This window comes from Tunturibacter gelidoferens (genome assembly GCF_040358255.1).
GTDB lineage: Bacteria > Acidobacteriota > Terriglobia > Terriglobales > Acidobacteriaceae > Edaphobacter > Edaphobacter gelidiferens.
Map to the genome: position 1 here is coordinate 4,064,038 of NZ_CP132938.1, position 25,337 is coordinate 4,089,374.

Here is a 25,337-nt window from a genome sequence, read left to right on the forward strand (position 1 = left end):
TGTGCTCCTTACCCGGACGAAGTAAAAGGGGGAAGCCATAGAACCGCGTCTCCGCTTTTCCGGTCGCTAAAAAACTTTGAGAGAAAACCGTAGATAAACGATTCCTTAATTACCTGGTATTTTTTGTGATGCTTTGCGATGCAGGATTCGCTCGAGATCTTCTTTGTAGGTTAGCTCCCGGTGTCAGTGAGGCGCTGTTTCTTGCGGAGCTCAGAGAGTGGGTAAAAGGTGCCACGCCAGGTGACGCCGCCTTGCTTGAGAGTGGTGAGCATGGAACGGAGGATGGTGGATACGATGAGCGCGGCGCTGACTGGAAAGAGGACGGCGTACCAAGGGGACACTCTGCTCTTGCGACTGGATAGAACGTAGAGAAGTGCTACGGAGGCGAGAGTAAGGATCGCCGCGGTGCGGGTATTTGGGAGGGCGAGAAAGAAGACGGGAGCTATGCAGAAGACTGTGATCCAGAGGCACGAGAGAATGACGACGGTGGGGTTATAGCGGAAGATGGCGAAGAAGTTCTTCGTCATGCCGTTGAGGATGCCGGAGACGCCTCTGGCCCAGTGAACGCTGACCAGTCCCGGGCCGCTGGCGATGCGCTGACGGAAGCGCTGGCGTTTGATTCGGGTGCCAAGGGCTACGTCTTCGACGATCTCCATGCGGAGGGCCTCGTAGCCACCGAATTGTTGATAGACGGGGGTACGGAGAAGGTTGAAGGCTCCGACTCCGACTGCGTCGCGGAGGGCCTTTGGGTCCGAGACGCGCCAGAGACGGACCGCCCAGAGGCCCATGACCTGAAGGTAGCTAAGGAGCATGCCCTCGCCTGCAGATTTGACGGTAGCGGTGGGGAGGAGAACGAAGTGGTCGGCCTGGGTGGCGACGGTGTGAGCGAGAGCGAGGCGGAGGGTGTCGGGGTGGAAGAGGATATCGGCGTCGGTGAAGAGGAGATAGTGGGGCTGGTGGAGGGAGATGGCGTGGCGTGCGGCGAAGGCCATGGCGTGGGTTTTGCCGAGCCAGCCGGCGGGGAGTTCGGTGATGTGGAGAATGGTGAGTTTGTCCGGATGATTCGCGGCGAGGGCGTCCATGATCGCGCCGGTGTTGTCGGTGGAGCGGTCGTCGACGGCGATGATGTGGAGATTGGTGCAGTCCTGCTGAAGAAGAGAGTTGAGGCACGCGTCGATATTCTTTTCTTCGTTGCAAGCGGGAACGATGACGGTGATGGATGGATTGTTGGCTGGGGTTCGATTGTGTTCGGGCGCGGTGAGGTCCGGGATGCGGGGTAGACCGATGGCCGAGGTGACGGCCTTCCAGAGCCAGGCGAGGGCGATGAGCCATGAGAGCGCTGTGAGTATGGAATGGAGCGATAGGAGCACGTAAGTTCAGGGTCTCACCTCTCGGGCTTCGAGCAAAGAGGCAGCCTTGGGAATGGAGTTGTGATGGAAGTGCGTTGGTGGTTAGGGTGATCACGAGGCGGGCGAAGGAGCGCTACTTTTAGAGCGGATTTGTTGGTGTGGAGGAAGGCGACCGCAGATTCCCTTCGGGAATGACAAACCAAAAGGGCACGGCCGATTCCACGCCAACTGCTACTTGGCTCTAGTTCTCTCGATGTGCAGAGGTTGTCAGGCGGCGGTTGGGATTTCGTGATGGAGGGGTGGGGCGTAGCGGGAACCGATGGAGAAGATGACGGCGGCGAGGAGCAGGGTGATGAGGGTGGAACCGAGTCCGAGATTGAGGGTGGAGCGGTCGCTGACGGCGCCGATGATGCGGGGGGAGATGGCGTCGCCGAGGGCGTGGATGATGAAGAGCTGGCCGGCCATGGCGGTGGCGCGGATCTCCGGGCGGACGGCGTTGAGGGTGGCGGCGTTGACGGGCCCGGTACCGAGGAAGATGAGGAAGATGGCGGCTCCGAGGCCGTAGAGGGTGAGGGAGTGGGGGCCGAAGAAGCAGAGGAGAGCGGGTGGGACGGCGATGGCGGCGCTGATGGCGGGGACGAGGTAGAGGGCTTTGGAGTTGGTGCGGGACCAGCGTTGCGCGATGGTTCCACCGGTAATGGTGCCGCCGAGGCCGGCGACTACAGTGATGGCTCCCATGATGTAGGCAGCGGAAGACTGGCTGCGGCCGTCGATGCGCTGGAGGAAGGAGGGCATCCACCAGGAGATGCCTCCGAGGGAGAAGGTTACGGCTGCGTAGCCGAGGATGGAGCAGAGGTAGGCGGGGTTTTTGATGAGGGAGAGGATGGTTCCCTTTTCGAGCTTGGCTTTACCGTGTTCGCCGGCGGCTGAATCTCCGCTGGCGGCTGAGTCTCCACTGGCTCCGCGGGCTGGCTCCTTCAGGAAGATGGCGATGAGGATGGCGAGGAGGGCGGCGGGGATGGCGGAGACGATGAAGGACATGCGCCAGCCGTAGTGTTCGCCTACTGTGCCTCCGACGAGATAGCCGAGGGCTGCGCCTACGGGGATGGCTACGTTGAAGATGGTGAGGACGCGGTTGCGCTGGTCGGGCGCGTAGTAGTCGGCGAGGAGAGAGGGGGCGAAGATGCCGAAGCTGGCTTCGCCGATGCCGAGGGCGGCGTGGCGGATGTTGAGCGAGTCGTAGGAGTGGACGGTGGCGGTGAGGAAGTTGATCGCGGCCCAGAAGAGGGCGGCGATGACGATCATGGGCTTGCGGGGGAAGCGGTCGCCTAGCCATCCGGTGATGGGCGAGGTGAACATGTAGGCGATCATGAACCAGAAGGTGAGGGTGCCGATGTGTTCGTCGGAGAGGTGGAACTCGGCTTTGACTTGTTCCTGCACGCCGGGGAGGATGTAGCGGTCGATGTAGTTGACGAAGTTGAGGGCGGTGAGGAGGACGAGGGCGGTGGTGGCTCCGGCGACGGAGGGGGCGCGGGAGGGTTCGGGCTTCTGCGTGGTCGAGGAGGCCATCTCGCTGGAAGGATAGCAGGTGGGTTTTCAGGTGATTTTTTTGTGGCGTGGTGGAGAGGTGGTTTTGTTAGGGATATGGGATTTTCGGGGTGTTTTGTGGTGGTGAATTGGTGGTGAGGATGTGGTGATTTGCGTGGCTGATGTGGTGTTTTGGCTGGCGCTTTTTCGGGGGTGAAAAATGCGCCAGGTTTTAGATTTATTTTTGCGGGGCTACTTCGGGCGGGACTCTTCGCGGGGATAGGTGGCGGTGACTACGGTGGAGATGCCGCCGCGGGGGCGGAAGTCGCCGACGATGACGGCCCAGACGGGGTCGCAGGCTTTGACGACGTCGTCAAGGACCTGGTTGACGATGTTTTCCTGGAAGATACCGAGGTTGCGGTAGGTGAAGAGGTATTCCTTGAGGGATTTGAGCTCGAGGCAGCTGTGGCGGGGCATGTAGCGGATGGTGAGGCGGCCGAAGTCGGGGAGGCCGGTCTTGGGGCAGACGGAGGTGAACTCGGGGTCGTCGACGAGGATCTCGTAGGCCTTGAACTGGTTCTGCCAGGTCTCGATGGCGGGGAAGGTGGCGTCGAGGCCGGACTTGGCGTGGTCGTCGGTGTAGCCGGTGGTGTGGGTTGGGGCGGTCGGGAGGGTCGCGGTGCTCATGGTTCTATTTTAGCTTGCCTGGCGCGGTTTTTTGGTTTGTGGCGGATGGTCGGGCTGGGGTGGATCGTGCGGGGCGAGCGGGATTGCGGTGGCGCGGAGGGTCCAGGTGCGGCCGTTGTGGCGGAGGTCGGTGAGGGTGAGGGGGGCGATGTCGATGCGCCAGAAGGATTGGGGTGGGGCGTTGAGGGTGTGGAGGATGGCGGCGCGGATGACGGTGGGGTGGGTGATGGCGATGGTGTGGAGGGTGCCTTCGGTTGCAACGGTGTCGAGCCAGGCTGCGATGCGGGTAACGAGGCTGGTGATGGATTCGCCTTGGTGCGGGCTGGAGGTGGGGTCGGTGAGCCATTGGGCGATGGCTTGGGGGTCTTCGGCGTGGAGGTCGGCGAGGGTGCGGCCTTGCCAGTTGCGGTAGTGGAGGTCACGGAGTTCGGGGGTTGGCGTGGCGGCGAGGTTGAGGGCTTTGGCGGTTTGTTGGGTGCGGAGTTCGGGGGCGGTGAGGATTTGATGGGCGCGGGGTGGTTGCCAGTTGAGGGTGGTCAGATTGGCGAGGGTGGAGTCTTCGAGGGGTTCGTCTGCGGGGAAGGCAGAGAGGCGCGTGGCGGCGGTGGATGCGTGGCTGAGGAGGGTGAGGCGGGCTGGCACGTTCGCTGATTCCCCGAGAGTCGGCGGAGTCTGCCTAAGAAGACTCTCTCACGGTCATCTTAGTCGTTCGATTGGCGAGGAAGCTCGTTGGGTTGGCGAGTGGCAGGCCATTGGGAGTGTGGCGGGTTGAAGAGATACCGCTCTGTGAGGAGGAGAGGATCGCAGATGTGTCTGCGGTCGTGGAACGCGAGTTCGGGTTCGGTTAGCGTGGTCGCCACTGTGGCAAAGCACTTGAGGCAGATGGAGTCGTAGGTACCGTTTTCATTGTGCCGATGCGGGTAGAACAGGAGCGGCGTGGCCATCGTGCGGCCTCTTTCCGGGGAGACACAAGCGTAGACTTCTGGGGCCTGAATGTCTATCAGGTTACAAAGCGTCGTGGATGATCGGGCATCGCAGCACTTTTTCTTCAGCCCGTTGGCGGTGTGATCCATGAGGTTTTCGCTTCCTACGCCGAGCTGTCACCAAATCGTCCGGGAGCTTGACATAGAAGATTGAGGGACATAGGGTTGAGATAGATTTTGAAGAGGGTGGAAGAAGCCGGTGAGAGTCCGGTGCGGTCGCGCCACTGTGATTGACCTGATGTTGGGTTGAGAGCCAGACGTTCTTTCCTCGTTCGAATGAGCAGTGCGTGGGACGCACGATCCCTGGAGGTTACAAATGGCTCAATCCGTTTTTGGTTCCGTCTCTCAGCCGGTTTCGATTCCTGTTGTTCCGCTGCGTGAGATTTTGCCGTATGCCGTGTTTGGCGGGCTGGTGTTGTTGCTAGCGATTTACTTTGTCGGCGCGGAGCAGGGTGCGACCTCGATGTTCCGTGGGACGGCGGTGCATGAGTTTTTGCACGATGGACGCCATCTTCTCGGCTTCCCCTGCCACTAAGTAGATAACTCTTGATGACTCGAACTCTGCTCCTTCGCGGGATGCTGGTAGGCGTTGTTGCGGGCCTGCTCGTGTTTGCGTTTGCTCGATGGATCGGCGAGCCGCAGGTGGAGCGCGCGATTGCGTTTGAGACCGCTGCGGATCAGGCTAAGGGCGAGGCTCCTGAGCCGGAGATGGTGAGTCGTCGCGTGCAGAAGACTGCGGGGCTGCTGACGGGCACGGTGGTTTATGGTGCGGCGGTCGGTGGCTTGTTTGGGCTGGTGTTTGCGTTTGCTTATGGGCGGATTGGGGAGTTGGGGCCTCGGGCGCTGTCGGCTGTGCTGGCTGGGCTTGGGTTTGTAGCGATTGTGCTGGTGCCGAATCTGAAGTATCCGGCGAATCCTCCGGCGGTGGGGAGTGCGGAGACGATTGGCGTGCGGACGGGAGCTTACTTTTTGTTGATCGCGGCTTCGGTTGCTGCGATGGTGTTTTCTTTGCAGATGAGAGGGCGATTGGCGCGGCGGTTTGGGGAGTGGAACGGTTCCCTGCTAGCGGCTGGTTTGTTTGTGGTGATTGTGAGTTTGGTGGCGCACTTTTTGCCGGAGGTGGATGAGGTTCCGGCGGGGTTTCCGGTGACGCTGATGTGGAAGTTTCGTGTGGCAGCGCTGGAGATTCAGGCGGTGTTGTGGGGGGCGCTGGGGTTGGGGTTTGGGTGCTGGGTCGAAAAAAGACTTTAGGTTTAAGGTCAAATAGTTAGGAGGAAATCCTGGCAGCTTTTTGCCCACAAAAACCAATGTCGGAATAGATCGATAATGTACAACTTTCTCTAGATGAAATTCTTCCGTCATTTATTTTTCCTGTACGCTTCGCTAGTCGCCAGCTTTCTTGCAGTCGGGTTAGTGATTCTATTGATTCCACCGCTCGGCCGCGTCACGAATCCATTTGGAAGGATCCTGGCTGAACCATTCTTTCCCATACAAATCTTGACAGCGTTTTTCGTTGGCGGTTTTTTTTATAAAAAAGTACCCAGCCGATGGTCTTTTGCCATCTGGGTAGTTCCCCTAGCGTTCCTGTTATATAGCGTATGGTCCTATCTACCTATGGCAAAGTACGATTTAGTGTGGAACACCTATTTTGGCGCGGGGTGCGGCGGCAGTGAATGCTTGTATGAGTTGCTTGTAACTGCGCCGTTTTACGCATCGATCGCGTACTCGACAGGTGCAGTAGTCTCGGCAGTCAGACATACGCTGTCAGACGGCTCCTTCGCTAGCAACGATCCCGCCGGATCCGACGGTCCTTGAAATCACCTCACTCGCAAGTGCGATGACAGGGTGTTCCTTGCTTCATTGCGGAAGACACGGAAGCAAAACACCGAATTCTTAGCTGAGCGGAGATATACTTGTCGCGGAGATTGATCGATGGACAAACGAGTCTGCTTTCTCTCCCTTCTCTCGGCTGTGCTGATTTGCAACTGCTCCCCTACTTACGCTCAGCAGAGTTCGTTTGTGGAGCGATTGCCGAATGGTGGCGTTCGTTTCGTTGTTGTGGTGGCGGATGGGTCGGGACGGCCGGTCACCGATCTTCAACAGCAGGACTTCACGGTATTCGACGACAACTTGATTCGTCCGATCAGAGCGTTCGTGATGGTCACTGGACGCAAGAGAACGAATGAGGGATATGGAGTGATTCGTGAGGCTGCTTTGCGATCTGGTGGTCGCGATGAGTTATTGAAGCTGTTTCCGAGGTATGAGATTACGTTTGACGAACCGATTGATTTGCGGGCGAAGGAGTATCGCGAGGTTGGGATCAAGGTTGATCGTCCGGGTTTAAAGATTATTACGGGCCAGGGATATTATGTGGGACTTCACTAGGGAGTTGATCCTGTTGCCATGCATGCTCTGAGGATCTTCGGGGCTGGGTGTTTGGGTCGGATTGCGGCTTTGGGGCTGGCTGGTTTTTCGTCGTTCTCCTATGCGTGGCAGAGCGCGCCGGTGGTGGCCGGGGGCACGGTGACAGGGCATGTGATCTGCGGGGATACGCAGCGGCCTGCGCGGTTCGCGAAGGTGATTCTGTTCGGGGTGCCTGCGGAGATTACGCCTCCGCCAAAGCCCGGGGTGAAGGGCGGCGTGGTCGTCTATTACAAGAAGGCAATAGACGCCCTGAACATGATAGACGCCCAGACGGATCTGGAGGGAGGCTTCGCGCTACACGGAGTGGCTCCGGGTGACTACTATGCCTTTGCTTCGGTGTCGGGGTATGTGCGTCCGAGCCAAATGGTTCTTGCAGCATATGAGGCGGGGTCGGATCTGCACTACCCGATTTCGGGGATTCCGGCGGTACATGTGGTGTCGGAGCGGAGTGCGCAGGTGGATCTGACGGTGGAGCGCGGGGCAGCTATCGCAGGCAAGGTGATGTGGGACGATGGCAGCCCGGCGGCGCGTTTGATGGTCACAGTGATCGCCGCAAAGGGCAAAAAAGAAGTGCCGATCGAATTCTCGATGCTGTCGGGGGCCGATGGAATGGAGCAGATGTCCTTTAGCGACGATCGGGGACACTTCCGGATTAGTGGGCTGGCGCACGGTGACTACTTTGTGAGAGGTGACCTTACAACGAAGTCACGAACAGACATGAAGGGTGGGGCAAACGGCTTTAATGGGAGATCAGACTCGCCTCTGGTGGTCTTTGCGCCTGCTGCATTTCATCAGGCCGATGCGAAGGCTATTACCGTGCATAGAGCGGAGGAGCGCGACGATGTCGAGATGACGATTAATCTTAAAGGCTTGTATGCCGTGAGTGGGCGAGTCAGTTCGAGCGAGGATCATCACGGCATCAACGAAGCGACTGTGAGGATCGAGGACGCACAGGACAAAGAGTTTTTCCGTTCGACCAATGTCGATGCCAACGGAGACTTTACGGTGACGTTCGTTCCTCCAGGATCCTACAGTCTGGTGGTGCAATACGCGGGGGATACGGAGCCTGCGAATGAGAAGCCGTCGGACCCGACCAAGATGAACTCGGAGACCGTCTTGCGCAGCTATGAGGATGGGAAGCAGGCGGTGGTGGTGACCGATAGCGATGTGACGGGGCGGAGTTTGGAACTTGTTCCCACGAAGATTGTGAAGAAGAGTTTGTTTTCCGACGAATGACATTCTGGGCCGGGAGAGGCCTCTTAGATCGTATGGTCCTAAGAGACCTCGAGAGCAGATTATATTTCTCTTCCCTTTTAGATCTGCCGCAGTCTTCTGCGTGCCAATTCCATCAACGAGAGCATTCCTGATCCGACTAATAGAATGCTGGTTGGTTCAGGAGTTATGGCTGTTGTGGTGTCGACGGCTTCGTAGATGTACTCGTCGATACCGTCTGTCCATGCGAAGTCGCCGGAACTGTTGAGTGCAAGCTTGTCTGTTGAACCAAAGGGTTGTATGAGGCTTAGATCGCCGGTGGGGCCCGTATAGATTCCGCTTGCGTCTCCGTTTGGGTTTAATCGGGAACCAAATCCGATGCGTCCGTTATTGCATACCGGCGTGGCGGCGCCAGCGAAGGCAAAACCTGACGGCACGGCGCAACTCGTTCCGTCATCATAGGTGAATACAGGAGCGGTTGTGGACGTGCCTACCTTCGCGCCGTCGATGTAGTCGGTGTAACAGGGGAATCCTGGTAGCCCGCAACCACTGTTGTAAGTGACGACTTCGCCTGAAGTGGTGATTCCGTAGATGTTGGTTGAGTTTGCGTCGCCGAGATTGTAGACGGTGTAGGTGTCGGCGTGGGCGGACGCTGGAATGGTGAACAGGACAACCGCGATGGCCAGCATCGCAGCGCTCAAGGAGAGACTGGAGATTTTCATGGGTAGGTCCTTTCGAAGAGACTCATCGCAGCTTCGTACTAGGCCCAGTTGCCGGCATTATGCGCCAAGTCGCAGCCGTGGTCAAGTTACGAGGTGTCCGTTTTGTGTCAGTGAAAAGGTCTGCTTGGTAGGGGAAACGTGATGGGGACCGTAAAGGCAGACTTTCGAAGAGAAGGCACATCCTAACGAGGACGGCTGAATTGCCGGAGGAGATCACCTTGAATAGCGTCGGGCAGAGTGCAGAGGGCAGGGCTGAGGAGATGGTTGGGCGGCAGGGATCGCTGATGTCGCGGAGAGAGTTGCTGGCTTCGGGAGGAGCAATTGCGGGCGGGATGGCGATGGGTGGACAGGCGCTGGGGCAGCAGCCGGCCGATGCGTTGGCGGAGAAGCAGACGTGGCCGGGACGGACGTTTGGGGATGGATTGCTGAAGGGCAAGGTTGCGGTGATTACAGGGGCTGCGCGTGGGATTGGGCGGTCGATTGCCGTGGATATGGCGGCGAACGGCGCGGATGTTGTGGGGCTGGATATCTGCGCGAAGATTACTCCGGAGCAGGCCTACGCGGTGGCGACGAGGGAGGATCTGGCGGAGACGGGCAGACTGGTGAAGCAGCATGGGCGGCAGTTTATGGAGGTGGTGGGGGATGTGCGGGAGATTGCGTTTCTGCGGACGACGGCGGATCAGGTGCAGCAAAAGTTTGGGCACATCGACATTGTGGTGGCGAATGCGGCGACGCAGCGCTTCAAGCCTCTGATCGAGATGGAAGACTGGGAGTGGAACGATGTGATCAACAATAACTTGAATGGGACGGCAAATACGATTCGGGCGTTTGCGCCGATGCTGGTGAAGAATGGCGGGGGGCGGATTATTGTGCTGTCGTCGATGCAGGGGAAACATGGGTCGAAGAATATGGCTTCGTACTCGGCTTCGAAGTGGGGGATTATCGGGCTGATGAAGTCGGCGGCGCTGGAACTGGGGAAGGACAAGATTACGGTGAATGCGCTGATTCCGGGGCTGGTGGATACTCCGCTGACGCATAACGAGGCGCGGTGGAGTGCGCTGATTGGGGAGGTGACGGCGAATGAGAATCCGCCGAAGAATCCCACGGAGAAGGAGGCTTATGAAACGCGGGCTCCGCATGTGCCGCTGAAGGTGGGGTGGTTAAAGCCGGAGGACCTGGCGCCAGCGGCGGTGTTTCTGGCTTCGGACCTGGCGGCCATGGTGACGGGCGCTACTTATGATGTGACGGGTGGGGATAATGCCAATAATCAGAGCTGAGGCCGGGTTTGTTCTGCCGGACGGGCCTCCTGCGCTTAGTCACCCAGAAACGGTTCACTGATCGCCTCGCCAATTCTAGCTGGTTCCGCGCCAGGGATATGGCGGGTATGGAATTAAATTGTTCGAATCGGCGCTGGTGGTACGACGGTCTTAACCAGGCCAGTCGCTACGTCATAGACAAGGCCGGAGAGGAGCCATTTGGCGGGCAGTGCGGGAACTGCACGTAGCAGAGCGACGTCGGCGGCGACCGCGGCGTACGGGTCGGTGACGGCTTTTGCTTTGAGTTCACTCTCGGGTATTTGGAAATAATGCGCCAGCTTATCGGGGTCGCCTGCGAGGCGAGTGATGCCGCAGTCGGTGTGGTGAAGCACGATGAGGTGAAACTCTCCGCCGCCAGCAGGAGCTCCTCCCAGGACCTGACCGATTCGTCCGAGTAGACCCAGTTCCTCGAGCAAGACTGGGGTGATTCGGCCACCAATGTTACGGATCACGAGGGCTTCACCCAGTTTGATTCCCAGGATATGAGCCGGGTCGACGCGCATATCGGCGCAACCGATGATCGTAGCTTTTAAGGTTGCACTCGCGGCAAGAAGTGAGGGCATCAGTGTGCCGGAAGCAGACTGTTGAGCTGCAAAAGTTTGGTTGCGTTCTAACAGGCTGTCTAGACTACTCATGTTCATTCTCCATGAGAGCGGTTTTGCGATCGTTGAATTGTGAATGGTCAGAGTTGAAACTTAGAGTCGCTGTCGAGCGCGGGGGATTCATGCTCTTTGCATAAGCGAAAGAGAGTCCTGCCGGACGGGCCCGCTACGCGCGGAGCGGTCACTTCGTGACTTGTGTACCGGTCTTTGGGGGGCCAGGTGCGGTGGTCCTCCCGTTGGTCGGGTGATGGCCTAGTTGCGGCGGCCCAGGGTTGGGCGGTCGTCGGTGCTGCTGGCTGGATTGTTCGGGTTGTTGGGGTCGTTGTTGCCGTTGCCGCTGGCAGTGCGGCGGAGCGTGGGTTTGTTGCCGCCCTTGCCGTCGTTGATCTTGCGCTTGTTCTCGAGGCGGGCGAGGCGGGCCTTGACGTCGTCGAACTCCGAGGTGGTGACCATGTAGTCGGGACGCGCGGGGAGGATGGTGGCGATCTCCTCTTCAGAGTGGCCGATGCGATCGGGGGTCTGGGGGTGGTCGGCGAAGACCTTGGCGAGCGTGCCGGGTTTGTGCTTCTCGAGGGCGTCGAGTTTCTCGAAGAACTGGACGAAGGCCTGGGGATCGTAGCCGGACTTGTACATGTACTGGACGCCGAGCCAGTCGGCTTCGGCCTCGTCCATGCGGGAGAACTGCAGGAAACTTAGGGGGATGGCGAGCTGGACGGCCTCGTAGATGCCGTAGCCGGTCCAGGAGCCCTGGGTGAAGATGATGAGCGGGATCGAGCCGATCTGCGCATAGTTCATCTTGGTCATCTGGCGGGCAGCGTGGTGGGCGCAGACGTGGGCGGTCTCGTGGGCCATGACGCCGGCTAGCTCGGCTTCCTCGTCAGCGGCGAGAATGAGGCCGGAGTTGACGTAGAAGAAGCCGCCGGGAAGGGCCATGGCGTTGATCTCGTCGGAGTCGATGACCTTGATGGTGAAGGGGACTTTGCAGTCGGAGTTTTTGACGATGTTCTGGCCGACGCGGTTGACGTACTCGACGATGACGGGGTCGTTGACCATGTGAGCGGATTTTTCGATCTCCATGGAGTACTGCTTGCCGGTGCGGATCTCCCAGTCGGTGGAGTACCAGTTGGCGAGGCCGCGGCCGCCGATGTTGCGGGTGCCTACAGCGTTGACGTCGTCTTCGCTGCCGGGCTTGATGTTGGTCTTCATGTCTTCGCCGGGGGATGGAAGGCGGTCGGTCTTGTTTGCGGCTTTGACGGCGGCTGCAGCGTCCTTGCTCTCTTTCGGCGTGGCGGTGGGGTGGCCGGGGATGGGCTTTTCGACGGGGACGTCGGAGGGGATGGTGGCGGTGACGGGAGGGGTGGATGTGGTGTCGGGTGTGGTCTGGGGTGCAGTCTGGGGCGATGGAGTGGAGGGAGCCTGGTTGGCGGGGGTGGTCGTCTGAGTCTGAGCGTACGCCGCAACGGAGAGGGTGAGGAAGGCGGTTAGGCCAATTTGCGTGACGGAACGCATGTGGGGTCTCCTGGTGGGCCGCTTCCCTGCTGACCGGACGCAGCTCGACGAGTCTTAGACCATAGTATGCGCCTTTTGGTGAGCGGAGGCGAGGGTCAAAGGTAGATCAGACAGCCTCGGGCTTCCAGGTCGTCCAGCCACGCGGGCGCGTCGAGGGTTGTGACCCAGCGGAGGTCGAGTTTTTCCAGTCGAGGGAGCCGGGCTATGGACTCGGGGAGGCTTTTGAGCGGATTGCCTCGAAGATCCAGCTGGCGTAGTTCGCGAAGCTGGCCGATCGAGGACGGCAGCGTGGTGAGGCGGTTGTTCCGGAGATGGAGTTCGCGGAGACGGGAGAGATGGCCGATGGAGGCGGGGAGTTCGGACAGGGCGTTGTCGGTTGCTCTTAGCTCGATGAGGCCGGAGAGATGGGAGACGCAGTCTGGGAGGTGGGCGAGGGGGTTTGCGCTGAGGTTGAGATAGCGGAGTCTGGTTAGTGTTGCGAGCGAGGCGGGCAAGGAGGTCAGGCGGTTGTCATGGAGGTAGAGGAAGTCGGTGAGGCCCTCGATGTCTCCCAGTGTGTCGGGCAGGCTGCTCAGGTGATTGTGACCGAGGTCGAGGGTGCGGAGGTGCTTCAGGTTGCCGATTTTGTCGGAGACTTCGGCAAGATCGTTGTCGGCGAGGATGAGGGTTTCCAAGTTGATTTGTTCCCAGACGTGCTCGGGCACGGAGCCGAGGTGTTTTTTCCAGAGATTAAGACTTGGCGCGGAAGAGTTTGGCACGAGGGAATGATAGCTCGCGCTTCGTCATGCCGCGACGACTGATTCTTCTAGAAGCTGGGTGGATTTCAGAGACCGAAAATGGTCGGTGCAACAGCAGATTCCTCCGCTACGCTGCGGAATGACAACAAGAGGGCAGGCAACGACAGAAGCGCAAGCTGAGTATGGGGCTCTGTGCTTCGCTGTTGGCTGACACTGGAAGATAAACGACAGAGCGTAAGCAGACGCGCGGGAAAGACGTTTGATCTCTGGACGGGTTCAAGAGAGCCCGGCGCGGTTACCAGGTGTTGTAGGAGGTGCCGTCGGAGGCGGTCTGCTGGGCTCCGCTGTGGACGTCGTCGATGCCGGTTTCGGTCTGGTCGAGGCTGATGTTGGTGTCTTCCTGTACGGGGAGCCAGGTGTCGGAGCGGTGGGTGAAGGGGTCGACGGGCATGGACTTGAGGTAGCCGGCCTGGACGAGGTCGTCGAGGGATTGGGGGGCCTTGGCTTTGTCGACGGTGTAGGAGTCGATGGCCTGGCGCATGGTGTGGAGGTCCTCTTTGAGGACGGCTTCTTTGGCGTTGCGAATGTTGCTGGTGTAGGCGGGGATGGCGATGGCGGCGAGCAGGCCGATGACGACCATGACGATCATGAGTTCGAGGAGGGTGAAGCCTTGCTCGGAGGAGATGCGGGTGGTGTCGGCTGGTCTGGCTTTGTCGATCCCACCCTTCGCGGTGAGACTGCGAAGGATGGGGCACCCGGGCTTCTGTGGAAGAGAAGCAGATTCCTCCGCTGCGCTACGGAATGACAACAAAAAAACACCGGGCCATGACCGGGTGGAGAGCGGCCCGGATGAGCGGGCGGAGCGGATTGGGGGAGTGGTTACCATGTGGAGTACTTCGTTCCGTCGAGTGCGGTTCCGGTGCTCTTGCTGTGGACGTCAAAGACGTTCTGGCCGCCGAAGGAGTCGGAGTCCGTGTCGTCCTGGTTGGAGCGCAGACCCCAATCGGTGGAGTTGGTCATGGGGTCGGTGGGGATCTTCCGTAGAAATTTTACCTTTTTCCCCTGGGCGGCGGTGACCTCGACCCCGTCGACGAGGGTTTGCAGGTCGGGTGGGTAGCCGAGAGAGTCTGCTTTGATCTGGAAGGCACCTTTGTCGGCGGCGTCTTTGTATTTGTCGATGGCGTCGCGCATCTCCCAGAGGTCGCGGCGGAGTTCGCGCTCTTTCGTGCGTTTGACCTGGAAGCGGGCGATGGGGATGGCCGCGGAGGCGAGGAGGGCCACGATGGCTACGCAGATGATGAGTTCGACGAGGGTGAGGCCGGATTGGGAGGTAAGTGGCTGCCGGCCGGATGCCCTGGGATTACGCGATTGGGCATCGGCCCAGGGCTTACCCCACGTTCGAAGGTCCGAACCGTTCGGCAAGCTCAGGGCAGGCCGTGAGGAGCCCGGGTTGGTACAGAGTGTCACTTGACATGCACCGTGGCCTGCGAACCGACGGCCGGAAGATTGGCCTGCGCGCTGTTGAGAGCACCGACTTTGACGAGTGTAAGGGTCGAGTCTCCAGGGGCGATGGCCTTGAAGGTGAGGGTGCAGAGGCTGCCTGTTCCACTGACTCCTGCTGTGTTCGGAGGACGAATGGAGGAGATGGCGACGAGGCCCTTGTCTTCGCGATGGACGAGGGAGACAGCTTGACCGTCCTTGCCGAGGAAGTCTCCGGCATCTACGTTGACGAGTTGGAGGAGCGCTGGATTGAACTGGAGCTGGAGGGGCACAGAGGAGACATCGTGTCCGTTGCCCAGCATGACGGCGACCTGGAAGGTGCTGCCGACGGGCTGGCTGGACTCCGGCGGTACGACGGTGAAGCTGATGGGCGGGCCGCCTACGGTTGAGGTTGCTGGTGTCTGGGCTGCAGGAGCTGGCGCTGGTGTTGATTCGGCAGGAGTGGTCTGTGCTCCCGGGACATAGTTGGCAGGGGGAGGCGTTGGCGCGGCCTGCTGGCTTAGCTGCTGAACCATGGCGCTGGCGGCGTTGGCAGCGCTGGTAGGTGTGGGGGAGTTGTGCGGTTTGATGGAGTTGACCGGCTCTGAGTCGCTGTCGTTCATGGACGCATCGCGACGCAGCTCGATCGACTGACCGGTGCCAGTGTCGATGGCACGGACGTTTGCGCGGGTGAGGATGGACTCGCGGACGATGTGGGGAATGATGATGAAGACGATCTCGGTCTTGTCATTGATCTTGTCGCGCGAGGTGAAGAAGTACTTGAGGAACGGCAGTTCGCCGACGCCTGGGGTGCCGTTGATGTTGAGGGCGTCGTTCTTGGTGATGATGCCGGCGAGGAGACTGGGCTCGCCGTCCTTGAGAGTGATGACTTGCTCGGAGGTACGCTGACCGATGACGGGCTCGTTGACCCCACTGATGTTGACGGTAGTGATCTGTGAGAGCACCTCAATCTTCATCTTGAGGGTGACTTCGCGGTCGTAGTGGACGGTGGGGGTCATGTCGATGTTGACGCCGATATCGAGGTAGGTGAATTGGGTCTGGACGCCGATACTGGCTACGCCGGTGGAGACGCCTGCGTTGTAGGATCCGGTTGCTACGGGGATCTTCTCGCCGATCTTCATGGTTGCGCGCTGGCCATCGGTAGCACGGAGGCTGGGGTTCTGAAGGACGCGGGTGTCCGCATCGCTGAGCAGAGCGTTGAGCGTGCCGCCGCTGATTGTTACGGCGAAGTTGTTGGCGTTGAGGTGGGCGAGAGTGTTGAGGGTGAAGTTGGAGGTGGTGGTGGTTCCGCTGGTGGTGGTGCTGGTACTGCCGCTGGTCGTGGTGGTGGGATTGGCCTGCGGGGTGAGGGTGATCGACTGGGGGAGAGTGATGCCTAGGTTGTGCTCAACGTTCTTATTGACTTCGAGGACTGCTACATCTACGACCACTTCGGGGCGGGCACGATCGAGGTCGTTCAGGAGTTTTTGCGCGAGGAGGAGCTGGTCGGGCGTAGCGCGCATGACGATCGCGTTCTGGCTGGGAACGAGATAGATCTTGACGCTGGGGTCGAGCAGATTGCGGATGGCGATGACGACTTCGTTGGCGTCGTTCTGCTGGCTGGCGTTGGTGAGATAGAAGGTCTGGACGGCCTGCTCGTCGAGGTCGGTGCGCTTGGTGCGCGAGTTAGTGGCGACGAAGATGGTGTTCGGCGTGATGGCCTTGTAGAAGGTGCCGGAGATGGTTCCGACGATGCGGAGGGCGTCCGAGAGGGTGACGTTGGTGAGGTCGACGGGGATACGCTTGGAGCTGTAGTCGGGGTCGAAGAGGACGTTGAGGCCGGCTGCCTTGCCGATGGCCTCGTAGATAACTTTTACGTCCTCGACCATGTGGAGGGTGATGGGATCGTTTGAGACGGGTTTCAGTTCGACGGGACCGGCGATGGAGCCGATGGTGCTGAGGGTCTCGTTCTGCCGCGACATCTGCTCTTTTGCCTGCGGGGTGTTGTCGCGGTCCGATTGCTGTTGCCTTTGAATGCCATCGATCTCCTGCTGCGCGGCCTGATTGCCGGAGTCGATCTGGAGGGCGCGGGTGAACTGGGCCATGGCGCCCTGGAGGTCGCCGCTCTGCCGGAGGACGCGGCCACGATCGACGTGGGCGACAGAGGCCTGATACCGCATTTTCTCGAAGTGCTCTGTGAAGCGGAGGTCTTTTGGCTTTTTGAGGACGGCTTTGTGATAGTCCTCGTAGGCGGTGTCAAAGTCCTGGCGCGCCTCGGCGTCCTGGCCGCGCTTATCCCAGGTTGAGGCTGACTGGGCGTGTGCGGTTGCGGCGCTGAAGCTCGCAATGCCACAGAGGAGCAGAGCAGGGAGCGCGCGACGAAGAGAGTTGGATAGTTTGCTGATTGATTTGTACACGCGACCCATGCTGCTTCCGTTTTCGTCCTTTACACCGTGAAGAATATGGCGTTTGCCGGAGATAACGCCCGCCGGGAAGATTTTTCCGGCTTCGGCGCTGCCTGTGGGGGCCGTGCCTGCCAGGCTGCTGCGCTCGGGTGAGTATAGCATTCGCTCCAAAGTCGACCTCGTCAAAAAGTGGGTGGGAATCGGGGATGGTCCGCGGTCGTTTGAGGTACGGCTCGCAGCTGAGAGATGGACAGACTCATGACGTCATTGTGACCGACGGATGAGGGTTGTGGTTAGACGCTCGGAGCATCTGCGGGTGAGGGGCGCGTGTGAACCGAAAGTTGCAGACATGTTAAAGTAAGAGATTGCATGGCACGTTCTATGTCCAACACGACAGCCGCCCACCAGCCAAAGCCGGTGGTGAAGGAGAAAGACCGCGACCCTGTGGCGGCGGGTAAGAGAGATGCCGCGTTCAACCGGTCGGCGAGTTTTAACTATTTTTTGACCGACAAGTTCGAGGCTGGGGTGGCGCTGCGTGGGACGGAGGTGAAGTCGATCCGCGAGGGGAAGGCTAATCTGAAGGACGCGTATGGGCTGCTGAAGGACGGCGAGTGTTTTCTGTTGAATGCGCACATCGGACCGTTCTCTCATGGGAATGCGATGAACCATGATTCGCTGCGTACTCGGAAGTTGCTGCTGCATAGGAACGAGGTGCGGAAGCTTGAGGGTATGACGAAGCAGAAGGGATTTACGCTGATTCCGACACGACTTTATTTTCGTAATGGGCGGGTGAAGTGCGAGATTGCGTTGGCAAAGGGCAAGCAGGAGTACGACAAGCGCGCCACCGAACGCAAGCGCGAGGCCGATAACGAGGCCAAGGCCGCGGTCGCGAGGAGTCAACGGGGGTAGTTCTACTTTCGTTGTAGTTTTACCTCCGAAGTGTTCAACATCCAGCCGGGTTACGATAGACGTATGGACACAAAGCTACTCTTTCAGGATGCTGCCGGATTTCAAACGCCGATGCTGGCTGTATTTGCGGTGGATATTGCGGTCGGCAAAGATGCGGAGCCCTTGGTGGCTTTGTTGACGACGTCTGATGCGGTGGCAGATGCGGCGGCGAAGGTTCTGGCTTCGGGCGAGTTCAAGGCGACGGTGGGTGAGACGTTGTTGCTGCATGCTCCAAATGGGTTGAAGGCGGAGCGGCTGCTGGTGGTGGGGCTGGGAAAGGCGAAGAGCCTGTCGGTGGATGAGGTTCGGAAGGGCGCGGGGACTGCTGTGCGTGCGGCTAAGCCGCTGGGAGTGCGGGAGCTGGCGATTGCGTTTCCTGAGGACCATGCTCTGGACGACGAGCATCTGGAGACGCTGCCCTGTACTCTGCTTTCGCGCGTGCTGGTAGAGGGTGCGGAGCTGGCGGAGATGGATTGGGATACTTACCGGAGCGAACGGAAAGACCGTTCGGTGCGGTTGCTCTCGGTGGTCGCGAAGGAGGCGGAGAAGTCGACCCGGGCAGAGATTCAGGAGGGTTTTGATGCGGGAGTGATTGTGGCAGCGGCGCAGAACTTTACACGGACTCTGGTGAATGAGCCGGGCAATGTGTTGACGCCGACGGAGCTGGGAAGGCGCGCCGCGGCGATGTGCGCGGAGGTGGGGCTACGGTGCGAGGTGCATTCGACGGCGAAGCTGCTGGAGTTGAAGATGGGCGCCTTTGCCGCGGTGGCGCAGGGTTCGGAGCAGCCTCCGGCGCTGATTGTGATGACGTATGAGCCGAAGCTCGGGAAGGGTGAGGCGGCGGCAAAAGATGCTCCGGTGCTGGGGCTGGTGGGGAAAGGGATTACGTTCGATACGGGCGGGATCTCGATCAAGCCGGGCGATGGCATGGAGAAGATGAAGTACGACATGGCAGGCGCGGCGGCGATGATCGGCGCGATGCGAGCGATTGCTCAGCTGAAGCCGAAGGTGAAGGTGATTGGGGTGGTGTGCTCGGCGGAGAATATGCCGGATGGGAAGGCTTATCGGCCGGGCGATGTGGTGACGGCGATGTCGGGTAAGACGATTGAGGTGATTAACACCGACGCTGAGGGCCGGCTGGTGCTGGCGGATGGTTTGCACTATGCGAAGACACTGGGTTGCACGCATCTGATCGATGCGGCGACGCTGACTGGCGCTTGTGTGGTGGCGTTGGGAATTGTGAATGTGGGACTGTTCTCGAACGATGAGGCGACGTGGCAGAAGTTTGTGGATGCTACGAAGATCTCGGGGGAGAAGTTCTGGCGGCTTCCCTGCACCGACGATTACAAGGACCAGATCAAGAGTCATATCGCGGATATGAGGAATACAGGCGCGAATCGTTGGGGCGGGGCGATCTCGGCTGCGATGTTTTTGAAGGAGTTTGTAGGGGAGACGCCGTGGGTGCATCTGGATATTGCTGGGTGTGCGTGGCACGATGAGAATAAGCCTTGGATTGCGAATGGGCCTAGTGGGGTGGCGGTACGGTCGATTCTGGAGTGGGTAAGAGGGTACGAGGCTTGATTTTTTCGTGCATGGAAAAGGCCTCCTTTTGTGGAGGCCTTTTTTATAACTGCGGGGATGAGGAACAAACAACGACAAAGACAAATACGGGGGTCTCTCCACTGCGCTGTTCACAATGAGACCGTGAGCAGCTTCGGTCGAGATGACGATCTGTTGAGGTTACGTTGGAGGAGAACAAGAACAATTTGTGTGAATTACAGTTACATAACGGGTGGGGCTTCGATGCCGAGGTAGTCGAGGGCGCGGATCATCTCGCGTTGGGCTACGGCGGCGGTGGCGAGGAGGAGGGCTTTGCGGGTGGGGTTGGTTTCGTTGAGGACGTGGTGGCGGTGGTAGAAGTTGTTGAACTGCTGGGCCAGTTGGAAGGCGTACTTGGCTAGGTAGGCGGGCTCGGCGGTGGCGATGCACTGCTCGGTCAACAGCGTGAGTTTGGAGGCGAGGAGCCAGGTCTCCCAGAGGCTGCTTCCCTCTTCGGTGTCGAGGATGTTGGAGAGGTCGAGCGTGGCGATGGCGGCCAGGGACGCGGCTTCGGTGGTGTTGGCTTTGCGGAAGATATTGGCGGCGCGGACGATAGCGTACTGGACGTAGGGGCCGGTCTCGCCTTCGAAGCTGAGGGCGTCTTTGAAGTCAAAAGCGATGACGGTGTTGCGGGTGAAGCGGAGCATGAAGTAGCGGAGAGCGCCGACTGCGATCTGCGTGGCGATGGTGAGGCGTTCGGCCGGTTCGATCTCGGGATGGCGGGTGTCTACTTCGGACTTTGCGGCGGCGATGAGACGGTCTAGGAGGTCGTCGGCTTTGACGCCGAAGCCCTTGCGGCCGCTGACTTCGATGAAAGGCTTCTTCTGATCTTCTTCGCTGATGGTGTAGCCGAGTTCGACGGCGCAGCGGGGGGTGAGAGCGACCATCTCGTAGCTGAAGTGGGTGTAGTTGTCGGCGGCTTCGGTGTAGCCCATGCCGCGGAGTGCTGCGATGACGTTATTCTGCGGGTCGTTCTGGCGGGAGTCGATGACGTTGTAGATGTGGTCGGCTTTGCCGAAGGTGGGGTGCGGGGTTTCGCCGTGAGTGGTGGAGATCCAGCAACAGCGGTCTGGGTACTCCCGAAATTTTGTGTAGCCGAAGTCCTTGCCGGGCAGGAGGCCGAACTTCCAGAGGTGGTAGGCGATGTCTTTGCCGACGTAGGTGACGGTGCCGTTGGAGCGGACGATGACCTTCGCGTCTTCGTCGGGGAGGCTGGAGTCGGAGGTGGTGGGATTTGTGGAATCCCACATCTCAGAGTCGAGATGTGGGGCACCCGGTTCATTGCCGGCGCGGCGCATGACGTAGCAGCCTTTATTTTTGCCGGCGGTTTCGAGGTAGAGGACACCTTTTTCGAGCATGAGTTCGCGGGCCGCGTCCCAGAAGTGCAGGGAGAGGATCTCGCTTTCGCGCGGGAGGAAGTCGTACTCGATGTTGAGGCGCTGCATGGTTTCGAGGTGGCGGCGAAGGATGGCGGTGGAGATAAGGTCGGCTATGTCTGCTGTGTCGTTGTTGCCGATTTCGAGGGCGTGGAGGGTGTCGAGACGAATCTGTTTGCGCGCGTCGATATGTTCGGGATCGGCGGTGTACCACTGGGAGACGCGGGCGTAGAGGTCCCAACAGTAGAAGTCGATGCGCTGATTGGTCTCGAGGAGCTCGGTGAGGAGTTCGCGGGTGCTGGTGAGGGTTTTGCCTTCGAGGTAGACGAGGCCTACGACTACGTCTGCGACCTGGACGCCGGTGTTGTCGATGTAGTTTTGAACGCCGACTTCGTAGCCGGTCTTGAAGGTGTCGGGGCGGAGGAGACGCTGGAAGGTGTCGCCGAGAATGGCATTGCGGAGGTGGCCGATGTGGGCGGCTTTGTTGGGGTTGATGCTGGTGTGTTCGACGAGGCGGAAGCCTGGGCCGCCGATGTCTGCGTGCTGGTCGGCGGCGATGCGGCGGACGGCGGCGGCGCGGTCGAGGTGGATGTTGAGGTAGCCTGCGCCGGCTACTTCGACGCTGGCGACGCCTTCCAGCGTGGGGAGGGCGGCGGTGAGTTCGGCGGCTAGCTCGGTGGCGATGGCGCGGGGGGCTTTGCGGAGACGCTTGGCCAGCTCGAAGGCTACGGGCAGGGCTAGTTCGCCGAGGGCGATGCTAGGGGGCTGCTCGACGACGAGGTTCGTGAGGGTGACGTCGTATTTTGCGAGGAGGATGGCCTGGATGCGGGCCAACAGGGACTGCTGAATTGTGCGATACATGCTTTGGGGTCACCACTTTGGAAGATGGCTTCAGTTTACTAGAGGGGCACCCTGCCGGACGGGCCCACTGCGCGTGGGGCGGCCACTTCGTGGCGGGTATACCGCTTCGCTTGGTGCTTCCCGTTGGTCGCAGGTTGGATCTTGTGCCGACCATCGGGAGGACTGTGGAAGCTTATTCCTGCCACGACAGGTATACATGTCACGAAGTGACCGCGCTCCGCGCAGGAGGCCCGTCCGGCAGGACACTCGTCTCTACGGCAGCTCGACGGGCAAGTCTTCGATCTCTTCGAGCAGTGGCTTGTGGTTGTGGATGCGGATGCGATGGGTGAGGAAGATGATGCCGCCAGCGCCGGTAACGGAGAGGAGCATCCAGACGTGGATCGCGAGGCCGAAGACAGCGGATTGCGACATGGATGCGCCGTGATTGACGAGAGAGGTTTTGACGGCGAGCTCGAAGGGACCGATGGCTCCGGGGGAGCTGGGAATCAGGTAGGAGAGGTTTGCGAAGGAGACGGCGAGCCAGGCGGCAATGCCGTCAACCGACAAGCCGAGGAGACGGATGGCGGAGAGAAAGATCATGCCTTCGCAGGTCCAGATGACGACCGTCTGAAATAGCAGGAGGAGAGAGCCGGCAACACCGAGCCTGCCGGTTGCGTCGAGAGCGAGGGTGATCCAGTGTTCGACTTTTTTCAGCAGCGGACCAGCGGGGAGACGGGCGAAGAGTCGTTGCACGGGTGCTTGCAGGCTGCGCGCAGCTACGAGGAGGATCAGCAGGCCGATGGCGGAGACGGCGAGCGAGATATTGGCGATGAGACGAAGACGCGGCGTGGCGATGCTGCCTACGGTCGAGACAAAGAGGAGGACGAGGACGAAGATGTCAAGGAGCTTTTCGAGGATGACGGTGCTAAGGATGACGGAGGGCGCGGTGCCGAGATCGTCGGAGTAGGTGAAGATGCGCATGATGTCGCCGATGCGCAGGGGAAGGATGTTGTTGGCGGCGAGCGAGGTCATGAGGACGCGGGCGCAGACGGCAAAGTGAGCATGGAGCGAGCGACCGTTGCGGGGCATCATCTGGCTCCAGCGAACGCAGCGCAGAGAGTAGCTGGCGGCGGTGAAGCCGAGGACTCCAAGGATCCACACCGGGTGCGCGGCGCGGAGGGCGCGGAACTCGTAGAGCGGAATGTTATGGAACGTATACCAGAGGAAGAAGGCGCTGATGAGCAGGCCGGGGATGGTCTTCAGCAGGTTGCGGCTGTTGGCGGCGCTCATGCGAGCAGCCAGAGGGACAGCGGGCGATGGGTCGTTTCGCGGGAGACTGGAAGAAAAAAGAGACGATGAAGCATGCAGCTTCGATTGTATCGTCTGTGTTATCGATCGCTTACGTCGGAGCAGAAACAATGCGCCCGCAGTTGGAATGGTTTAGACGGAGACGGAGAAGAAGACACTACGGAAGGCTTCTTCGTCGTGTTGGGAGTTCTTCCTGCGTTGAGGGTCGGGTTCCGCATGGGCCTCGACACGGGAGATCACATCGCCATCATCGCTGGCTGCGAAGCTGTTGAGCTTCCGGCGCACGGCGGCTGCGGCTTTCCTGGCTTCCTGGGTCTGGAGGGTGGATTGAGTAGAGCCCAGAGCAAGCTGGCTGACTGGATTGCTGTGAATGTGCATGACATGCTCCCTCTTTTGAATTGTTCCCTTCGTTCGGCTTGATGAACCTTGCCCTTTTAGGGCAATCGGAGGGCCGACTCGCAGGAAGCCGTGATGAGAGCTTTCTAAGAATAGTGTTTGGCGATTTCTTTTTTTTTGACTTGCGAGAGATGTAGGCTGAATCGATGTTTTTGACGTCTAAAATGCAGGGAAGTTGCGTTGTTGAGAGATGGGTGACTTTACGTTCGTGATGAACTGCATAACTTTGGACTAGGACTTCGCAGACCGCAAGCTGACGGTATGCAATAGAAATAGGATCGCGGCGGGAGCAAGAGGTATTTGGCTACATCGATAGCATCACAGCTCTCTTCGGTAGAGCTGGAACTCGAGCAGTACCGGCGGGAGCGAAGCTTTGCGGCGGCGCTGGTGACTGTGCTGACATTGGTTGCGTTGCTGATCCACGGCTATCATCCGTATGCCGAGGACGGCGGTATTTATCTGCCCGAGATTAAGCGGCTGCTCGATCCGAGGCTGTATCCGTATGGGGCCGAGTTCGTGGTGGGGCACCTGCGGTACTCCGTGTTTGCGCCGTTTGTGGCTGGCCTGGTGCGCGAGTCGCGCTTGAGCCTGGAGACAGTGCTGCTGCTGGTGCATCTGGCGAGCTTTTGGGTGACGTTGTTTGCGGCGTGGCTGCTGGCGGCTCGCTGCTATGGGTCGCGTGAGGCGAGAGGTGGTGCGGTGACGCTGCTGGCGGTGTGGCTGACGATTCCGATTGCCGGGACGTCGCTGATGCTGATGGATCCTTACGTGACGGCGCGAAGTATCTCGACTCCCTGTGCGCTTCTGGCACTGGTGGGAGCTCTGCAGTTTTTGTCGCCGCGGTTTGAGACGGAAGGAGAGCGGCGGCGCGGGTTGACGCTTTGTTGCGGGGCTCTGGCTGGGGCCGGGATAATGCATCCGCTGATGGGCGCGTATGCGCTGGGGTGGGTGCTGGTTCTGGGTGCGGCGCTGTCTGTGAGCCGGCTGGTGCGGGTGTGGGGGACGGTGGGACTGGGTTTGGCGGCGGTGTTAGCGGCGACGGTGGTGCAGTTGTTGGCTCCGGTGGAGAGCGTGGCCTACCAGAGGGTGATGCTGACGCGGAGTTACTGGTTTCTTAGCCAATGGCACTGGTACGAGTGGGTTGGGCTAGTGGCGCCGCTGATGATTCTTGCAATCGTTGCCGTGGGACGGAGCCGTACGGTGGATAGCGTGGGTGTGGCGCTGGCGCGTGCTTCGGTGGTGTCGGGAGGGACGGCGATCGCGGTGGCGCTGCTGTTTGCGCGGGAGGGAGCGGCGGTGCACCAGGTTGCGAGGCTGCAGCCCTTGCGGATCTTTCAACTGGTGTACGTAGTGATGATTCTGGTGGCGGGCGCGACGCTGGGGGAACGTGTCTTGCGGCGACGAGGGTGGCGGTGGGTTGCTGTGTTTTCTGTGCTGGCGGTGGTGATGGTGCTGGCCGACCGTGAGACATTTCCTGGTTCGAAGCACCTTGAACTTCCGGAGGCCCTGGCTTGGGCGGCTAAGGGTGGGGGGAATCGCTGGGAGCAGGCATTTGTCTGGATCAGAGAGAGCACGCCGAAGGATGCGGTGTTTGCCCTGGACGCGTATTACACGGTCAGGGATGGAGAAGATGCACAGAGCTTTCGTGCGATTGCGGAGCGGAGTTCGCTGCCGGATTCAAAAGACGGCGGAACGGCTTCGAACAGGCCTGAACTCACCGAAGAGTGGTCGCAGGGAATGGCTCTGCAAACCGGACTGGGCAGGGGCGTGGATGCCAGCCGATTTGCGGCGCTGAAGTCGATTGGTGCGACTTGGGTGGTGCTTGAGCGAGATGCTGCGACGAGGTTTGGTTGTGCTTACGAAGATGAGGCGGTGAAGGTGTGCCGCCTGCCGTGACGAGTGGCACGCGGCGCTGGGT

23 protein-coding genes are annotated in these 25,337 nt (G+C 59.9%); 8 read left to right on the top strand and 15 right to left on the bottom strand.

What is annotated here, in order from left to right; all coding sequences use genetic code 11:
• Positions 1 to 170: 170 nt before the first annotated feature.
• From RBB81_RS17730 to RBB81_RS17750, 5 genes are all read right to left on the bottom strand, one after another.
• Positions 171 to 1,370 carry a glycosyltransferase gene (locus tag RBB81_RS17730; protein WP_353071551.1) on the bottom strand — a complete coding sequence of 400 codons (1,200 nt, stop codon included), beginning with the start codon at positions 1,368 to 1,370 and terminating at the stop codon, positions 171 to 173.
• Between the two features lie 246 nt (positions 1,371 to 1,616).
• The gene (locus tag RBB81_RS17735; protein WP_353071552.1) at positions 1,617 to 2,918 is read right to left on the bottom strand and encodes a spinster family MFS transporter; all 1,302 of its coding nucleotides are present in this window, start codon (positions 2,916 to 2,918) and stop codon (positions 1,617 to 1,619) included.
• A gap of 210 nt (positions 2,919 to 3,128) precedes the next feature.
• A complete protein-coding gene (gene queF, locus RBB81_RS17740) occupies positions 3,129 to 3,563 on the bottom strand; it encodes a preQ(1) synthase (RefSeq protein ID WP_353071553.1) in 435 nt (144 codons plus the stop codon).
• 9 nt (positions 3,564 to 3,572) lie between these two features.
• Positions 3,573 to 4,205, bottom strand: coding sequence for a histidine phosphatase family protein (locus tag RBB81_RS17745; RefSeq protein ID WP_353071554.1), 633 nt, complete (start codon positions 4,203 to 4,205; stop codon positions 3,573 to 3,575).
• A gap of 59 nt (positions 4,206 to 4,264) precedes the next feature.
• Positions 4,265 to 4,507 carry a hypothetical protein gene (locus RBB81_RS17750; protein WP_353071555.1) on the bottom strand — a complete coding sequence of 81 codons (243 nt, stop codon included), beginning with the start codon at positions 4,505 to 4,507 and terminating at the stop codon, positions 4,265 to 4,267.
• A gap of 355 nt (positions 4,508 to 4,862) precedes the next feature.
• On the opposite strand from RBB81_RS17750, the gene RBB81_RS17755 reads away from it, so the two are divergent.
• The 4 genes from RBB81_RS17755 (at position 4,863) to RBB81_RS17770 (ending at position 8,206) form a co-directional block, all read left to right on the top strand.
• Positions 4,863 to 5,081, top strand: a complete 219-nt coding sequence (locus RBB81_RS17755; protein WP_179584258.1) for a CbtB domain-containing protein — start codon at positions 4,863 to 4,865, stop codon at positions 5,079 to 5,081.
• 14 nt (positions 5,082 to 5,095) lie between these two features.
• Positions 5,096 to 5,797, top strand: a complete 702-nt coding sequence (locus RBB81_RS17760) for a CbtA family protein (protein WP_353071556.1) — start codon at positions 5,096 to 5,098, stop codon at positions 5,795 to 5,797.
• Between the two features lie 681 nt (positions 5,798 to 6,478).
• Positions 6,479 to 6,931 carry a hypothetical protein gene (locus RBB81_RS17765; protein ID WP_179584261.1) on the top strand — a complete coding sequence of 151 codons (453 nt, stop codon included), beginning with the start codon at positions 6,479 to 6,481 and terminating at the stop codon, positions 6,929 to 6,931.
• An 18-nt stretch (positions 6,932 to 6,949) separates the two neighbouring features.
• Positions 6,950 to 8,206, top strand: coding sequence for a carboxypeptidase-like regulatory domain-containing protein (locus RBB81_RS17770; protein ID WP_353071557.1), 1,257 nt, complete (start codon positions 6,950 to 6,952; stop codon positions 8,204 to 8,206).
• 77 nt (positions 8,207 to 8,283) lie between these two features.
• Here RBB81_RS17770 and RBB81_RS17775 read toward each other — a convergent pair whose 3' ends face one another.
• Positions 8,284 to 8,904, bottom strand: a complete 621-nt coding sequence (locus tag RBB81_RS17775) for a hypothetical protein (protein ID WP_179584265.1) — start codon at positions 8,902 to 8,904, stop codon at positions 8,284 to 8,286.
• 218 nt (positions 8,905 to 9,122) lie between these two features.
• On the opposite strand from RBB81_RS17775, the gene RBB81_RS17780 reads away from it, so the two are divergent.
• Positions 9,123 to 10,181, top strand: coding sequence for an SDR family NAD(P)-dependent oxidoreductase (locus tag RBB81_RS17780; RefSeq protein ID WP_353071558.1), 1,059 nt, complete (start codon positions 9,123 to 9,125; stop codon positions 10,179 to 10,181).
• A gap of 113 nt (positions 10,182 to 10,294) precedes the next feature.
• Here the strand turns inward: RBB81_RS17780 and RBB81_RS17785 are convergent, their stop codons facing one another.
• The 6 genes from RBB81_RS17785 to RBB81_RS17810 all read right to left on the bottom strand — a co-directional run bounded on the left by RBB81_RS17785 (position 10,295) and on the right by RBB81_RS17810 (position 17,114).
• Entirely contained in the window at positions 10,295 to 10,855 is a 561-nt protein-coding gene (locus RBB81_RS17785) for a carbonic anhydrase (protein WP_183787949.1), read from the bottom strand.
• Between the two features lie 219 nt (positions 10,856 to 11,074).
• Positions 11,075 to 12,331, bottom strand: a complete 1,257-nt coding sequence (locus RBB81_RS17790) for a M48 family metallopeptidase (protein WP_353071559.1) — start codon at positions 12,329 to 12,331, stop codon at positions 11,075 to 11,077.
• Between the two features lie 95 nt (positions 12,332 to 12,426).
• Positions 12,427 to 13,089 carry a leucine-rich repeat domain-containing protein gene (locus RBB81_RS17795; protein ID WP_353071560.1) on the bottom strand — a complete coding sequence of 221 codons (663 nt, stop codon included), beginning with the start codon at positions 13,087 to 13,089 and terminating at the stop codon, positions 12,427 to 12,429.
• Positions 13,090 to 13,363: 274 nt separating this feature from the next.
• Entirely contained in the window at positions 13,364 to 13,954 is a 591-nt protein-coding gene (locus RBB81_RS17800) for a type II secretion system protein (RefSeq protein WP_353071561.1), read from the bottom strand.
• Entirely contained in the window at positions 13,948 to 14,367 is a 420-nt protein-coding gene (locus tag RBB81_RS17805) for a type IV pilin protein (RefSeq protein WP_423248089.1), read from the bottom strand. Before RBB81_RS17805 ends, RBB81_RS17800 begins: the two co-directional genes overlap by 7 nt.
• Before the next feature lie 164 nt (positions 14,368 to 14,531).
• The gene (locus RBB81_RS17810) at positions 14,532 to 17,114 is read right to left on the bottom strand and encodes a cohesin domain-containing protein (RefSeq protein WP_353071563.1); all 2,583 of its coding nucleotides are present in this window, start codon (positions 17,112 to 17,114) and stop codon (positions 14,532 to 14,534) included.
• A 207-nt stretch (positions 17,115 to 17,321) separates the two neighbouring features.
• On the opposite strand from RBB81_RS17810, the gene smpB reads away from it, so the two are divergent.
• Complete coding sequence (gene smpB, locus RBB81_RS17815; protein ID WP_246373405.1) at positions 17,322 to 17,861, top strand: SsrA-binding protein SmpB; 540 nt, start codon at positions 17,322 to 17,324, stop codon at positions 17,859 to 17,861.
• Between the two features lie 63 nt (positions 17,862 to 17,924).
• Positions 17,925 to 19,481, top strand: a complete 1,557-nt coding sequence (locus RBB81_RS17820) for a leucyl aminopeptidase (RefSeq protein ID WP_353071564.1) — start codon at positions 17,925 to 17,927, stop codon at positions 19,479 to 19,481.
• 200 nt (positions 19,482 to 19,681) lie between these two features.
• Here the strand turns inward: RBB81_RS17820 and RBB81_RS17825 are convergent, their stop codons facing one another.
• The 3 genes from RBB81_RS17825 to RBB81_RS17835 form a co-directional block, all read right to left on the bottom strand.
• The gene (locus tag RBB81_RS17825) at positions 19,682 to 21,736 is read right to left on the bottom strand and encodes an arginine--tRNA ligase (RefSeq protein WP_353071565.1); all 2,055 of its coding nucleotides are present in this window, start codon (positions 21,734 to 21,736) and stop codon (positions 19,682 to 19,684) included.
• A gap of 252 nt (positions 21,737 to 21,988) precedes the next feature.
• Complete coding sequence (locus RBB81_RS17830; protein ID WP_246373404.1) at positions 21,989 to 23,005, bottom strand: lysylphosphatidylglycerol synthase transmembrane domain-containing protein; 1,017 nt, start codon at positions 23,003 to 23,005, stop codon at positions 21,989 to 21,991.
• A gap of 150 nt (positions 23,006 to 23,155) precedes the next feature.
• A complete protein-coding gene (locus tag RBB81_RS17835; RefSeq protein WP_179584280.1) occupies positions 23,156 to 23,401 on the bottom strand; it encodes a hypothetical protein in 246 nt (81 codons plus the stop codon).
• 318 nt (positions 23,402 to 23,719) lie between these two features.
• On the opposite strand from RBB81_RS17835, the gene RBB81_RS17840 reads away from it, so the two are divergent.
• On the top strand, positions 23,720 to 25,315 hold the full coding sequence (locus RBB81_RS17840; protein WP_353071566.1) for a hypothetical protein: 1,596 nt from the start codon (positions 23,720 to 23,722) through the stop codon (positions 25,313 to 25,315).
• Positions 25,316 to 25,337 lie beyond the last annotated feature (22 nt).

Coding starts and splice junctions, on each gene's coding strand:
- RBB81_RS17735 (WP_353071552.1), bottom strand. CDS start 2,918: ATGGCCTCCTCGACCACGCAGAAGCCCGAACCCTCCCGCGCCCCCTCC.
- queF (WP_353071553.1), bottom strand. CDS start 3,563: ATGAGCACCGCGACCCTCCCGACCGCCCCAACCCACACCACCGGCTAC.
- RBB81_RS17750 (WP_353071555.1), bottom strand. CDS start 4,507: ATGGCCACGCCGCTCCTGTTCTACCCGCATCGGCACAATGAAAACGGT.
- RBB81_RS17755 (WP_179584258.1), top strand. CDS start 4,863: ATGGCTCAATCCGTTTTTGGTTCCGTCTCTCAGCCGGTTTCGATTCCT.
- RBB81_RS17760 (WP_353071556.1), top strand. CDS start 5,096: ATGACTCGAACTCTGCTCCTTCGCGGGATGCTGGTAGGCGTTGTTGCG.
- RBB81_RS17765 (WP_179584261.1), top strand. CDS start 6,479: ATGGACAAACGAGTCTGCTTTCTCTCCCTTCTCTCGGCTGTGCTGATT.
- RBB81_RS17770 (WP_353071557.1), top strand. CDS start 6,950: ATGCATGCTCTGAGGATCTTCGGGGCTGGGTGTTTGGGTCGGATTGCG.
- RBB81_RS17775 (WP_179584265.1), bottom strand. CDS start 8,904: ATGAAAATCTCCAGTCTCTCCTTGAGCGCTGCGATGCTGGCCATCGCG.
- RBB81_RS17785 (WP_183787949.1), bottom strand. CDS start 10,855: ATGAGTAGTCTAGACAGCCTGTTAGAACGCAACCAAACTTTTGCAGCT.
- RBB81_RS17790 (WP_353071559.1), bottom strand. CDS start 12,331: ATGCGTTCCGTCACGCAAATTGGCCTAACCGCCTTCCTCACCCTCTCC.
- RBB81_RS17800 (WP_353071561.1), bottom strand. CDS start 13,954: ATGGTAACCACTCCCCCAATCCGCTCCGCCCGCTCATCCGGGCCGCTC.
- RBB81_RS17810 (WP_353071563.1), bottom strand. CDS start 17,114: ATGCTATACTCACCCGAGCGCAGCAGCCTGGCAGGCACGGCCCCCACA.
- smpB (WP_246373405.1), top strand. CDS start 17,322: ATGGCACGTTCTATGTCCAACACGACAGCCGCCCACCAGCCAAAGCCG.
- RBB81_RS17820 (WP_353071564.1), top strand. CDS start 17,925: ATGGACACAAAGCTACTCTTTCAGGATGCTGCCGGATTTCAAACGCCG.
- RBB81_RS17825 (WP_353071565.1), bottom strand. CDS start 21,736: ATGTATCGCACAATTCAGCAGTCCCTGTTGGCCCGCATCCAGGCCATC.
- RBB81_RS17830 (WP_246373404.1), bottom strand. CDS start 23,005: ATGAGCGCCGCCAACAGCCGCAACCTGCTGAAGACCATCCCCGGCCTG.
- RBB81_RS17835 (WP_179584280.1), bottom strand. CDS start 23,401: ATGCACATTCACAGCAATCCAGTCAGCCAGCTTGCTCTGGGCTCTACT.